Source organism: Glutamicibacter uratoxydans (assembly GCF_006539925.1).
GTDB classification, from domain to species: Bacteria; Actinomycetota; Actinomycetes; order Actinomycetales; family Micrococcaceae; genus Glutamicibacter; species Glutamicibacter uratoxydans.
The window spans coordinates 175,743-188,205 of record NZ_BJNY01000008.1; the positions used below are offsets into that span (position 1 = coordinate 175,743).

The 12,463-nt window shown below is 63.7% G+C and carries 11 protein-coding genes; 5 read left to right on the top strand and 6 right to left on the bottom strand.

What is annotated here, in order from left to right; translation table 11 throughout:
- Positions 1–25: 25 nt before the first annotated feature.
- From aceB to AUR04nite_RS08490, 3 genes are read left to right on the top strand one after another with little or no spacing between them, the layout of a single operon-like run.
- Entirely contained in the window at positions 26–1,657 is a 1,632-nt protein-coding gene (aceB, locus tag AUR04nite_RS08480) for a malate synthase A (protein ID WP_141363910.1), read from the top strand.
- The gene (locus AUR04nite_RS08485) at positions 1,654–2,910 is read left to right on the top strand and encodes a DUF6986 family protein (RefSeq protein ID WP_141363913.1); all 1,257 of its coding nucleotides are present in this window, start codon (positions 1,654–1,656) and stop codon (positions 2,908–2,910) included. The genes aceB and AUR04nite_RS08485 overlap by 4 nt, the downstream gene beginning before the upstream one ends.
- A gap of 13 nt (positions 2,911–2,923) precedes the next feature.
- Positions 2,924–3,757: a bifunctional allantoicase/(S)-ureidoglycine aminohydrolase gene (locus AUR04nite_RS08490; protein ID WP_141363915.1), complete on the top strand. Its 834-nt coding sequence runs from the start codon at positions 2,924–2,926 to the stop codon at positions 3,755–3,757.
- A 225-nt stretch (positions 3,758–3,982) separates the two neighbouring features.
- Here AUR04nite_RS08490 and AUR04nite_RS08495 read toward each other — a convergent pair whose 3' ends face one another.
- The gene (locus tag AUR04nite_RS08495) at positions 3,983–4,906 is read right to left on the bottom strand and encodes a hypothetical protein (RefSeq protein ID WP_141363917.1); all 924 of its coding nucleotides are present in this window, start codon (positions 4,904–4,906) and stop codon (positions 3,983–3,985) included.
- Between the two features lie 319 nt (positions 4,907–5,225).
- Positions 5,226–5,666, bottom strand: a complete 441-nt coding sequence (locus tag AUR04nite_RS08500) for a DUF6097 family protein (RefSeq protein WP_141363919.1) — start codon at positions 5,664–5,666, stop codon at positions 5,226–5,228.
- Positions 5,667–5,951: 285 nt separating this feature from the next.
- Between AUR04nite_RS08500 and tpx the strand changes: the two genes are divergently transcribed.
- Complete coding sequence (gene tpx, locus AUR04nite_RS08505; RefSeq protein ID WP_141363921.1) at positions 5,952–6,452, top strand: thiol peroxidase; 501 nt, start codon at positions 5,952–5,954, stop codon at positions 6,450–6,452.
- 83 nt (positions 6,453–6,535) lie between these two features.
- On the opposite strand, the gene AUR04nite_RS08510 is transcribed toward tpx, so the two are convergent.
- The 4 genes from AUR04nite_RS08510 to AUR04nite_RS08525 form a co-directional block, all read right to left on the bottom strand.
- A complete protein-coding gene (locus AUR04nite_RS08510) occupies positions 6,536–7,378 on the bottom strand; it encodes an SDR family NAD(P)-dependent oxidoreductase (protein ID WP_170184147.1) in 843 nt (280 codons plus the stop codon).
- A 172-nt stretch (positions 7,379–7,550) separates the two neighbouring features.
- A complete protein-coding gene (locus AUR04nite_RS08515) occupies positions 7,551–9,197 on the bottom strand; it encodes a cytochrome b/b6 domain-containing protein (protein ID WP_141363925.1) in 1,647 nt (548 codons plus the stop codon).
- 5 nt (positions 9,198–9,202) lie between these two features.
- Positions 9,203–10,180, bottom strand: a complete 978-nt coding sequence (locus AUR04nite_RS08520) for an electron transfer flavoprotein subunit alpha/FixB family protein (RefSeq protein ID WP_141363927.1) — start codon at positions 10,178–10,180, stop codon at positions 9,203–9,205.
- Between the two features lie 11 nt (positions 10,181–10,191).
- Positions 10,192–10,968, bottom strand: a complete 777-nt coding sequence (locus AUR04nite_RS08525) for an electron transfer flavoprotein subunit beta/FixA family protein (protein WP_141363929.1) — start codon at positions 10,966–10,968, stop codon at positions 10,192–10,194.
- 384 nt (positions 10,969–11,352) lie between these two features.
- Here AUR04nite_RS08525 and AUR04nite_RS08530 point away from each other — a divergent pair, with 384 nt between their 5' ends.
- Positions 11,353–12,456, top strand: a complete 1,104-nt coding sequence (locus tag AUR04nite_RS08530; RefSeq protein ID WP_141363931.1) for a hypothetical protein — start codon at positions 11,353–11,355, stop codon at positions 12,454–12,456.
- Positions 12,457–12,463: the final 7 nt, after the last annotated feature.

Below are 12,463 nucleotides of genomic sequence, written 5' to 3' on the forward strand. Positions count from 1 at the left end.
AGAGCAAAGAGGTTAAGGAGCAACCATGAGTATTTCAGTATCCCGCGTTCCGCAGATTGACGGAGCCGCAGACATCCTCTCCGATGAAGCACTTGCCTTCATCGAGAAGCTGCACCAGAAGTTCGCCGGCACCCGTGACGAGCTGCTGGCAGCCCGCGCAGTGCGCCGCAAGCAGTACTCCGATGCCAAGCGCATCGACTTTGATCCAGAGACCGCCGAGGTCCGCAACGGCGACTGGAAGGTCGCTCCGGCTCCGGCTGCGCTGACCGACCGCCGCGTTGAAATCACCGGCCCGGCAACCCCAGCCAAGATGGCTATCAACGCGCTGAACTCCGGCGCCAAGGTCTGGCTGGCCGACCTGGAAGACGCTTCCACCCCGAAGTGGGACAACGTCATTGACGCCGTGCTGAACCTGTCGGCCGCCGCCAAGGGCACCCTGTCCTACACCGATGCCAAGACCGGCAAGTCCTACGCGCTGCGCACCGACGCCCCGCTGGCAACCATCGTCGTGCGCCCACGCGGCTGGCACATGGTGGAAAACAACGTGATCGTCGACGGCAAGCCTGCTGTTGGCGCACTGGTCGACTTCGGCCTGCACTTCTTCCACAACGCCAAGGCACTTGCAGCATCGGGCCAGGGTCCGTTCTACTACCTGCCGAAGATGGAACACTACCTGGAATCCCGCCTGTGGAACGAGGTCTTCACCTTTGCCCAGGCCGAGCTGGGCATCGACTACGGCACCGTGCGCGCCACCATGCTGATCGAAACCATTCCTGCAGCATTCCAGATGGACGAGTTCCTCTACGAACTGCGCGACCACGCTGCTGGCCTGAACGCCGGCCGCTGGGACTACCTGTTCTCCGTCATCAAGACCTTCCGCGAGGCCGGCGAGCAGTTCATCGTTCCGGACCGCGCCGATGTCGCGATGACCGCTCCGCTGATGCGCGCCTACACCGAACTGCTGGTGAAGACCTGCCACAAGCGTGGCGCCTTCGCCATGGGCGGCATGGCTGCCTTCATCCCTAACCGCCGCGAACCAGATGTCACCGCAGCAGCCTTCGAGAAGGTCCGCGCCGACAAGACCCGCGAAGCAAACGACGGCTTCGACGGCTCGTGGGTTGCCCACCCAGACCTGGTTTCGACCTGCCGCGAAGTCTTCGATTCGGTGCTTGGCGACAAGCCAAACCAGATCGACAAGCAGCGCCCAGAGGTCGAGGTCACCGCAGAGCAGCTGCTGGATGTCGCCAGCGCACCGGGCTCCGTGACCGAGGCAGGCGTCCGCCTGAACCTCTACGTGGCTGTCGCCTACACCGCCGTATGGCTGTCGGGCAACGGCGCCGTGGCAATCCACAACCTGATGGAAGATGCAGCCACCGCTGAAATCTCCCGCTCGCAGATCTGGCAGCAGATCCGCAACAAGGTTGTCGCCACCGATACCGGCAACACCATTACCGCTGAACTTGTTGCCAACATCCTCGCCGAGGAAGTTGAGCACCTGCGCGGTGAGATCAACGACGAAGCACGCTTCGCAGCCTACTACGAGCCGGCCGCCAAGCTGATCGGCACCATGGTTTCCGGCCGCGACGAGGACTTCGCCGACTTCCTCACCACCCCTGCATACGAACTACTGGAAAAGGAATACGTGACCAAGCCATGAGCAACGTCTTCGATGAGTCAACGCTAGCCAGCGTAGAGGCACAGCTCGCCGCTACCGATCAGCTGCTGGAAAACGCCTACCCAGGCGATACCGGCGCACGCCAGCCAGTGCACACCGTGTACGTGCCGGGTGACAAGTTCACCGGCGAACTGCCTGCAGCCTGGGGCTCCAACGCTCTGGCCGCCGCCGGCGATTCGGCAGGCCTTGCCAAGCTCGCTGCAAAGCTGAACTTGGCTGAACCTGAGCGCCTGGGCGAGCTGGTTGCCGCAAAGCTGGTCAGCGAACCCATCGAAGACCTGCGCTTGGACTTTGAAGACGGCTACGGCAACCGCACGGACGCCGAGGAGGATGCAGCCGCCCTGTCTGCAGCCGACGCGGTCTCCGCTGCCGTAGCCGCCGGTCAGGCTCCCGCCTACATCGGCATCCGCTTCAAGTGCTTCGAGGCACCGACCCGCGCCCGCGGCATCCGCACCCTTGACCTGTTCGTTTCGCGCCTGGTCGCCAACGGCGGCCTGCCTGACGGCCTGCGCCTGACCTTGCCGAAGGTCACCACCGTGGCCCAGGTAGAGTCGATGGTCTTCCTAGCCGAGAAGCTGGAAGAAGCCCACGGCCTGGAAGCCGGACGCATCCGCTTCGAGGTGCAGGTGGAGACCCCGCAGGTGATCATCGCCGCCGATGGCACCCACCCTGTCGCCACCCTGATTCATGCAGGCAAGGGCCGCGTGTCCTCGCTGCACTACGGCACCTACGACTACTCGGCATCCCTGGGCGTAGCCGCCGGCTACCAGTCCATGGAGCACCCGGTGGCAGACTTCGCCAAGGACGTCATGCAGGTTGCCGTTGCCGGCACCGGCGTGGAACTGTCCGACGGCTCCACCAACATCATCCCTGCCGGCGATCCTGAGAACATCGCGGCAGCCTGGGAACTGCACGCCCGTCTGGTCAACCGCCACCTGACCCGTGGCATCTACCAGGGCTGGGATATGCACGAGAACCAGCTGGTCACCCGCTATCTGGCAACCTTCGCATTCTTCCGCGAAGGCCTGCAGGCGGCGGCCACCCGACTGCGCAACTACGTGCACAAGATCGAATCGGCCATTATGGACGAGCCAGCCACCGCCCGCGCGCTGGCCCGCTACATCCACCGCGGCGTCACCTGCGGAGCCGTGACCTCGCAGGAAGTCACCGATCTTGCCCAGATTTCCCTCGACGAATTGGAAGCGATTGCGCTGAATCGCTCCCACGCTAACTAGGAGAATTTTCCTCATGACTGTTCCAGCACAGGTGAAGAGCCCGTACTACAACACCTACGGCGGACACCCGCCTCAGAGCGACCTGCTCACCGACCGCGCAGTGGTCACCGAGGCCTACACCGTCATCCCTAAGGGCGTTCTGCGTGACATCGTCACCAGCGTGTTCCCTGAGTTCACCGGTACCCGCGCCTGGGTTCTGAACCGCCCGGTTGCCGGCGGCCCAACCACCTTCTCGCAGGTGATCGTCGAGATCTCTGCAGGCGGCGGCGCTGAGAAGCCAGAGCCGCAGGCAGATGTCTCCTCCTTCCTGTTCGTGGTCGGCGGCGAGCTGACCCTGACCCTGGAAGGCGAAGAGCACGTTCTTGCAGAAGGCGGCTTCGCATTCGTTCCGCCAAACGCCAACTGGTCGTTGAAGAACAACCGCGAAGAGATCACCACCTTCCACTGGATCCGCAAGCGCTACGAAGCCCTGGACTACGTTCCGGCTCCGAAGGCTGTTGTGGGCAACGAGAAGGACATTGTTCCAGGCGCAATGCCGGACACCGACAACAAGTGGCGCACCACCCGTATGCTCGATCCAGAGGATCTGTCCTACGACTTCGGCGTCAACATCGTGACCTTCGAACCAGGCGCATCGATTCCATTCGCCGAAACCCACGTCATGGAGCACGGCCTGTACGTGCTTGAAGGCAAGGCAGTCTACCGCCTGAACGACGACTGGGTAGAGGTCGAAGCCGGCGACTACATGGCGCTGCGCGCGTTCTGCCCGCAGGCTTGCTATGCAGGCGGCCCGGACAACTTCCGCTACCTGCTGTACAAGGATCAGAACCGCCAGATCACCTTGTAAGTCGATGCTGAACTAAGACTGCCAGGGCCAGGACCCAGGTAGACCCGCCAATTGCCGGCGTATCATTTCCACCTCATGTTCCAGTGATGTTTCTTTGCTCGGAAATGGTGGGCCGGTGTTGGGGTCTATCGGGTTCTGGCCCTGGTTTTTAACAGAAATGAGCTGCTCCCCAGAAATGTTGGGGAGCAGCTCAAGCTGTCTTCAGCGCAAGCACTCGCTTCGCTATCAGCCGTTGTAGGAGTTTGTGAAGCCGGTGGAGATCCGAGTGCCGTTGGTGACGGTTGGCAGTGCATCGGGAGTCGACTTGCTGACGTAGTAGAGCCAGACATCGCCGGCCTTGGTCGTCGCCAGCAGCGGTGCAGTCCTGCTCCTATTCCCGTTAGCGTCGGTGCAGTTGCCTACCGAGAAGGAAACGAAGTTCTGCCACGTCGAGGATCTGACCACCTTCGAGGTCCATTTCGTAGGAGTTGCACGAGGAATGGTGTACTCGATCAGACGCCCATCTGAGGCGTTGGACAGGAAGATATCTGCCTGGTCGCCATTAGCTAAAGTCTTGGTCATCCAATAGCTGAACCCTTTGAGGGAACCCCAGCCACGAGGGGATACCTGAACTGTGCCGTACATGTTGGCAACGCCCTGCGACTGGGTATAGCGCATGAGTGCGCCTTGATCAGTGATTGCATAGGTGTAGGTGACACCGGTGACCGTATCGTATTTATCGGTGACGACCACGTCGGTCATGGTGCGGATGCCGCCCCAAGTGTTGTTGACCGCTGTTGATTTGTAGCCATCAACAACGTAGAGGGTCCCGGTTGGGCTGGTCGCATAGAGGCGGGAGTCGAAACCGTTTTTCTCCACTAGCGCTTTCGGGTTGAATCCCAGATTCGTGTGGATCACCGGATTGGTGTTGACGAACGCGTCGACGCCAGGGCCGCCCGCATTGGAACCTGGCCAGGAGGCATACTGTATGCCATTAAGCGTCCCGGGGGAAACTTGATTTCCTCGGAGCATATCTGCGTTGCAGGAATAACCTGCCGGGCCTTCTGGCGCCGGCGCGTAGGCGGCGGCCGGGCTCGCCAGTGTTGTGCTGAGCGCACCCGCGGCCAGCACGCCGAGGGCGGCTTTGATGAATCTGTTGGATTTAATCATGCGATTAGTATAAACCATGGCGGAACCGGCAAATTAAGGCGGTGACGTTCACTGGTCGGCAAGAAATCCCAGACCACTGTTTCAGCTGAATCCTAACCATGGGGTCGGAGGCAATCGCAGCGCACACAACCTTGATGGAGTCCTGTCGCTGCGGGAGAAGTTTGCCGATGAAGGGGCGATACCAGTAGCACTGCGAGGAGACCTCAACGCGGCAGCGGCGCCAGCCGGCAGCCTCGCGCCACCTGAAGATACGGGTGGCTTACGGGCTGCTCGCGAGCGAAACGCCAAGAACCGTAACAGCTTTGCTGCGGCAGGCGGCTCAGAGTTCGGCGCGGCCGAGCAAGGCTGGATATTCCACGTTCATCAACAGCCGCAGAGTTGCCTTCTGCATGAAGGACATGACCAGCACGTCGATAATGAGCGCCGCAGACAGCGCAACGACCCAGAGGTTGTCCATGACCCAGGCGGCCGGATCGAATCCGGAAACCGTGTAGCGCAAGATGATCAGCACGATGACAGCAAGCAGGACTGGCAGAGCTACAACACCGGAAAGCATGTTGAACATGCGCGAGCGCTTGTAGGTCTTGCGGAACCCCTCTCCACCCACGTGTTCCTCCAGCGCAATGCACTGCTCGTAGAAGTCGTCCCTAAGCTGAACCGGCAGACCTTTTGCCGGAATGGCAAGGTGCAATTTACGCAGCTCCTCGGCAAGCTGAAGCGTGCCGAGAGTAGTGCTTGCCATGTGGTGCATGGAGCTCATGGTTGACGGGTTCCTTTGCGATGGGTAGCGCGGCATCGGTGGACACCGTAGACAGAATTCTTGCAGTGGTTGCGGTTTAGGGGAAATTGGCTGCTCATCGGCCTGGAGTGCGCAAGCCCCTCTGACGTCGAAGCCAGCTCCGGGTCCAGAGGGCTGACAAACCTCTGTGCGTACAGGATCGAAGCTCACCTGCAGAAAGATCGTTGAATCGGAGCTTTGCGGTTTCGAAGGTCATAATTTGAAAAGCGCGATGCCACGCGCGAGAGCGGTGGTAAATACTGGTATATGACATCATTTACAGTCCGAGGCGGAACGGCGCAGACCGTAGGCGAACTCCCGCCAGTAGGCGCCACTGCACCCGCATTCACATTGGCCGCCGCCGACCTCTCCGATATTTCCTTGGCCGATTTGGCAGGCCAGCGCATTGTTCTGAATATCTTCCCCTCCGTTGATACCGGCGTCTGCGCGGCGTCGGTGAGGCGGTTCAACGAGCTGGCGGCTTCGCTTGAAGACACGACCGTCATCTGCGTGTCGAAGGACTTGCCGTTTGCCCTGGGACGGTTCTGCGGAGCTGAAGGCATTGAACGAGTCATGGCAGCTTCCGCATTCCGTTCCAGCTTCGGCGAAGACTATGGGATCACTCAAGCCAACGGCCCGCTGGCAGGCCTTTTTGCCCGAGGCATCGTCGTCCTTGACCGGCAGTCGGTCGTGTTGCATTCCCAAATCAATGAAGACCTGCACACGGAGCCGGACTATGAGGCGGTGCTCGCCGCACTGGCGGATTAGCGGGCCACCGCCGATGCCAGCCATCACACTGCTGTGCCCTCGCCTCTGCAAAGTGACGAGGGCACAGCCAGAGCTTGGCTTCGCTAAACCTCGAAGCTCAGCTGCGGGTTTACCCGGGCGCGGATCATTTCGGCGCGCGGCACAACACCCTGGTCAATTGCCTCCGGCTGCGGCGTGACCCAATAGCGGCCCTCGGCGACCTGTTCGAAGACCCGGCGCGCGTGCTCCTCGGCGGTAATGCCCATCTCATCGGCGCGCTGCTGCAGCGCATCGTTGAATGCCTGCGCCGCGGGAAGGGTGGCTCCTTCTTTGGCGCTGGAGAAGATGTCGGACTTCACCGAATCCGGCAGCACCACAGAGACCTGGATCGGCGCTTCCTGCATCTGCAGTTCGTAGTAGAGCGACTCGGTCAGCGCGAGCGTGCCGAACTTGGTGACGCTGTAGGGCGCCATCAAGGGGCTGGGGAACATGCCTCCGATGGATGAGACCTGCAGGAACCAGCCCTGGGTCTTCTGCTGGAGCATGCGGGGGATGAACGCGCGCATGACGTTGACATAGCCGCCGATGTTGACGCGCAGCACCGAGTCCCAGCGTTCCGCTGGAACTTCCCACGAAAAGCCCATGGCCATGATGCCCGCATTGTTGATCACCATGTCGACCTGGCCAAAACGGCCGACCGCTTGGCTGGCCATGGCCTCCACGGACTGGGGGTCGGAGACGTCGGTGACGACGGCTTCCACCTCGGCTCCGTTCGCGCGCAGCTGAGCGGCGACCGATTCAAGCCGATCCGCGGCGATGTCGGCGAGGACGAGCTTCATGCCCAGACCTGCGGCGTACCGCGCGAAGCCTTCTCCGATGCCGGCGGATGCCCCGGTGACCACGGCGGTCTTTCCAGCAAATAGGTCCGATGGTGCCAAAGCGCTCATGGCGATCCTCTTTCTACAGCGGTGGGGACTGCCTGGCGCCGCCCCCTGCTGCGAGGCTAACACCGCGGCGGGCATAAGGACAGGGTGTTCTTCGGCGGCCAAATTGCTGGACAAGTGCACCCAAAGCGCCTACCCGTGAACCGGGTCGGCGCTCCGGGTGCAGGCTGTCGCCCTAGCGGGAGCTGACCTTTCCGAAGACCCCCGCGATCATGCTGAGCACGATCGGCCGGCAGGCGATCCACGCGCCGGCGATCACCAGCAGGGACAGGGCGAAGAACAGCAGTCCTGCCCAGTTGTCTGCGTACGCGGCCGGATCGGTGGATCCCTGCGCCGCGTACATGTGGTTCAGGTTGCGCAGCGCTCCGGTGGAGAACACTAGGATCACGTGGACGACGATGAACAGCGCGAAGTACAGCATGGTCGGGAAGTGCAGGGCCCGCGCCACCTCGATCGGATACTTCTTGGCCAGCGCCGCGTTCTTGGGCCAGAAGGCGCTGAGTCTGAAGCCCGTTACCGCCGCCAGCGGGGCGGCGATGAACACCGTGGCGAAGTACGCCAGCTGCTGCAGCGAGTTGTAGTTGACCCAGCCGTTCTCGGTTGGCCAATCCAAGGTCAGGTACTGCAGCGCCGCCGAAACCGCGTTCGGGAACACCTCCCAGGAAGTCGGCACAATTCTCATCCAATGCCCGGTGGCGAACAGCAGCACCACGAATACCAGCCCGTTGATGATCCACAGCGCATCAAGGCTCTGGTGCAGCCAGAGGTTGATGCTGACCTTGGGGCTGCGCTTGGAGGACCAGTAGGCAGGCGGCTTCTTCTGGTGCCGCACCTGCAATCCAGTGCGGATGATCAGCACCATCAGGAAGAAATTGAAGAAGTGGTTCCAGGCAAGCCAGGCGGGGACGCCCACCGGCGCCGAGTCCGGCAGATGGTACTCGCCCGGGTATTGTGCGATGAATCCGGAGACCGCATCGAAACCGGCGATCCAGCGCGCCAGCAGAACTACCGCGGTAGCCATGCCCAACGCGCTGAAAGCGCCGAAGATTCCTGCCAGCACCCACTGCTTGGCAGTCAGCGGGCCGTGGCGCACCGGCTCAGGCTTGGCCGCCGGTGCAGCTGCTGCCTTGGGCTTTTCGGCAGGTTTGGCAGCCGGGGCTGCCACAGAAGCCGCGGGGGCGGCCTGCTGTGCTGGCGGGGCAGCAGCGGCTGCGGGTTCGGCAGCAACCGAGGCAGCGACAACGGGTTCTTCCAGTGCAGCAGGCGCTGGTGCTGTTTCAATCACCGGCTCGACTGCTGGAGTAGGAGCGGAGACCTCTGCAGGGAAGGCATCGAGCGGCGGCCACGGATCGCCGCCCGCCACACGAGGCAGGCCTTGGCGGACATCGCCGCGCAGCTCCCCGGTGGGCGCCGGCGCACTTGCTGGCGTGCTGGCTGGTACCGGGAGGACCGGCACGGCGTCCGAAACTGGCTGCTGGACAGCAGGCTGGACGGATTCTGCCGCCGGTGCCGGTGCAGCAGCGGGCGTGGAGGCCGCCACCTCGGCCGGCGGCCATGGAGCGCCGCCAGGCACGCGGGGCAGGCCCTGGCGAATACCTGCGGCGGAAGGCGCCGCAGCGGCAGCGGGTTCCGCCGCCGGTGCAGGCTGGGCCGCTGCCGGCGCAACCACCGGCGGTTCGGCAGCCGGCGCGGCGGCTTGTCCTGCGACGGGTGCTTCTGGCTCTTTTTCGAGCACAGCTGGCTGGGCGATTGCCGGCGGCCAGGGATCGCCCCCGGAAACCCGGGGCAGGCCCTGCCGAATGGCGCGGGTAGGGGTGCTCATGATGCCTACGCCTTGCGTTCTTCCAGCGCCGCGATCAGCTGCGGCACCACCTTGAACACGTCGCCCACCACGCCGAAGTCCGCGATCTCGAAGATCGGCGCCTCGGCGTCCTTGTTGATGGCCACGATGGTCTTGGCGGTCTGCATGCCTGCCTTGTGCTGGATGGCGCCGGAGATTCCCAGCGCGACGTAGAGCTGCGGGGACACCGAAACGCCGGTCTGGCCCACCTGGGCGGCATGCGGGACGAATCCTGCATCCACCGCCGCGCGGGAAGCGCCGATGGCCGCGCCCAGCGCGTCAGCCAGCTGCTCCACCAGCGCGAACTGCTCGGCGCTGCCCAGGCCGCGTCCGCCGGAGACCACCTTTGAAGCCGAGCGCAGCTCGGGCCGGGAGGATGCGGATTCGATGCTTTGCAGTTCGGTGACGGTGATTTCCGGCTTGCCGCTGGCCGCCGCCTCAAGCGCCGCGGCATCCGCCGGCTGGGCTTCGGCCCGCGCCTCGATGCTGCCCACGCGCACGGTAATCACCGGGGCACCGAAGGTCGGCGCGCTGGTGGTGGTGAAGCTGCCCCCGTACACCGCATGCAGCGCGGTGACGCCGAGCTCGTCGCGCTGTACGCCCACCGCATCCACGCTCAGCGCGCTGCGGGTGCGCACGGCGAAGCGCGCCGCGACCTCGCGGCTGGTCTCGGTGTGGCCGGCCAGCACCGCCTGCGGCGCAACCAGTGCGGCGGCCGCCTGCAGGGCATCGGCCAGCGGCACGACGGGCTTGCCCTCTAGCTCTACGGTGAGCACCCGGATGGCCCCGGCGGCGCTCGCCTGGGCCGCCAGATCCGTTAGCGCGTCGGCAGGGCCTGCCACTAGCGCCACCGGGGTGCCGACCAGCGACGCGGCGCCGAGCAGCTCGGCATGGTTCTTGGCCAGCACCGGCCCCGGTGCGGTTTCCAGGACAACGAGGATTGAATCCGCTGCAAAGTTGGACATGTTCTCTTCCCTCACACCAGATTGTTCTTGACCAGGAAGTCGGCCAGCGCGCGGCCTGCTTCTCCGTCATCGACCACGACGGTTCCCGCCTCACGCGGAGGCTTCTTCGCCACCGTGAGCATGATGGAGCGGGCGGTGTCTGCTGGCAGCGGGTCGACGCCGAGGTCTGCCAGCGTCAGCACCTCGATGGGCTTCTTCTTGGCGGCCATGATGCCCTTGAAATTCGGGAAGCGGGCATCGGGCAGCGCCTCGGTGATGGAGGCGATGGCCGGCAGCGGCGTGCTGATTTCGGCGCGGACGCCGTCGAACTCGCGGGTTCCGCTCAGCGCCTCGGCGGAGATCTCGATGGCCGACAGCGAGGTGGCGGCGGGCAGGTTCAGAAGCTCTGCAAGCATTGCCGGCAGCACGCCGGCCGAGCCGTCGGTGGACATGTTGCCGGCCAGGACCAGATCGTATTCCCCACGGCGCAGCGCGGCGGCCAGCGCCTCGGCGGTGAGCAGCAGGTCGGCGCCCAGCAGCTGTTCGTCGCTGATGTGGATCGCGGTTCCGGCCCCCATGGCCAGCGCCTTGCGCAGGGTGCCCTGTGCCGAATCCGGGCCCATGGTCACCGCGGTGATCTCGGTGCCGGCGTTGGCATCGGCATATTTCAGCGCAACTTCCAGCGTGCGCTCGCCGATTTCATCCAGCACGGCTTCCGAGGCCGAGCGGTCGGCTAAGCCCGTTTCAAGATTCAGCAGGCGGTCTTCACCCGTATCGGGGACCTCCTTGATGAGTACCGCGATTTTCATGTATCTCTCCTTGTTCGAAAGCCGCTTGCCACAGGCAGCCCGGGTGGGGCCTAGATCTCGCCGCCGCGCAGCGTTTGGGTTCTCAAAGCAGCGCCGCTGTTTCCAGAGTTTGCCGAGCAGGGCGAAAGCACCAGCCTCAACCTCCCGACTTCCGGATAAACCGCGAAAACCTGTGCTCTAGGACACAAGAGCATCTGTTGCTCATCTTGTCGGATTCGGTCGCTTAGGTCAATGGTGTTTGAGCAGAAAACCGCAAGTGAAGTGGTGGGATTCGGAAAATCCGCCAGTTCATGAGGATTAACCGGACGGCGGAAACCCGCCGCGTTCTGCCCGTGCCGGTAGGCTTAAACCCAAGACCACTTCGATCAATCGTGAAGGACGGCCATGGCCAGCAAGAAGCGTCAAAGCAAGAAGAATTCGGGACCGGGCAACCCGGCCAAGGCCGCCCCGCGTGGACGCAGCGTGCACCGCATCCAGGCCGAACAGGCTGTCGACGCGCTGCGCGACCAGTATGTGCGCTGGGTCGCCGCCCAGGTTCCCGGATTCTCCACCGCCGACGCCGCCCAGGCCTCGGAAATCCAGCTGGAAGTAGTGCAGGCGGTGGTCGGCGACTACGCAGAGGCCGCCCGCAGCTCGCAGATCTTCAAGATCGACGCTGAAATCTTCGGCGAATCACTGGCGCAGTTCCTGGTGACCCTGCCCGACGAGGTGGCCCCCGAGCCGATCTTCACCACCTGGCTGGACTTCCTCAGCTTCGTCGAGGAACACGAGCTGTGGGAAGGAGACCAGGAAAGCTTCGAGGAGCTGCGCGAAATGCTGGAGGATGCCCTGGAGGGCTTTGCCGAGGGCGACGCGGAGATCTGCGAGCTGCTGCGCGGCACGGCGCTGTTCCCCCGGGTCAAGTCCTTTGCGCTGGCGCTGGAAGACGGCATCGACGTGACCGACTTCTCTGAGGCCAGCAATGAGCCGCGCGCCCGCGTGCTGGCGGCCATGGGCGTGGAGTCCAGCGACCCGGATGCGCCGGCCCCGCTGGAGTTCAACTACATCTGGAACGCCGCCATGATGTCGGTGGTCGTCAGCGACGGCGACAAGATCGTGCGCGACGAAGAGGCATTCGCAGCGTTCCTTGAGGGCGAGGACGCGGCCAGCGCCCAGATCCTCTTCGAGATGGCAGTCGGTGCGGTCCAGGGCCACCTGAACCCAACCATGGACGACACCCTGCGCGACGAGGCCCATTACTTGGTGCTGCGCAACCTGCTGGTCACCGCATCCACCGGCCGCGAGGGCGACGTGGAGGGCCTGCGCCGCAACATCGGCCCGAAGATCTACGACCAGGTGCTTCCCGAAGCCCAGGCCGCCATGGCTTCGCTGGCCTCCTTCGGCCTGCTGGAGCTGAACGACGGGGTGTACAGCATCGACGAGCGGCTGGCTCCGGTGATCTCCGCCGGCATCAGCGAAGTCGAGGCGTTCTTCGAGGACGCCGAGTAGCATTTGG

Coding starts and splice junctions, on each gene's coding strand:
- AUR04nite_RS08495 (WP_141363917.1), bottom strand. CDS start 4,906: ATGATTAAATCCAACAGATTCATCAAAGCCGCCCTCGGCGTGCTGGCC.
- tpx (WP_141363921.1), top strand. CDS start 5,952: ATGACATCATTTACAGTCCGAGGCGGAACGGCGCAGACCGTAGGCGAA.
- AUR04nite_RS08525 (WP_141363929.1), bottom strand. CDS start 10,968: ATGAAAATCGCGGTACTCATCAAGGAGGTCCCCGATACGGGTGAAGAC.
- AUR04nite_RS08485 (WP_141363913.1), top strand. CDS start 1,654: ATGAGCAACGTCTTCGATGAGTCAACGCTAGCCAGCGTAGAGGCACAG.
- AUR04nite_RS08515 (WP_141363925.1), bottom strand. CDS start 9,197: ATGAGCACCCCTACCCGCGCCATTCGGCAGGGCCTGCCCCGGGTTTCC.
- AUR04nite_RS08510 (WP_170184147.1), bottom strand. CDS start 7,378: ATGAGCGCTTTGGCACCATCGGACCTATTTGCTGGAAAGACCGCCGTG.
- AUR04nite_RS08500 (WP_141363919.1), bottom strand. CDS start 5,666: ATGAGCTCCATGCACCACATGGCAAGCACTACTCTCGGCACGCTTCAG.
- AUR04nite_RS08530 (WP_141363931.1), top strand. CDS start 11,353: ATGGCCAGCAAGAAGCGTCAAAGCAAGAAGAATTCGGGACCGGGCAAC.
- AUR04nite_RS08490 (WP_141363915.1), top strand. CDS start 2,924: ATGACTGTTCCAGCACAGGTGAAGAGCCCGTACTACAACACCTACGGC.
- aceB (WP_141363910.1), top strand. CDS start 26: ATGAGTATTTCAGTATCCCGCGTTCCGCAGATTGACGGAGCCGCAGAC.
- AUR04nite_RS08520 (WP_141363927.1), bottom strand. CDS start 10,180: ATGTCCAACTTTGCAGCGGATTCAATCCTCGTTGTCCTGGAAACCGCA.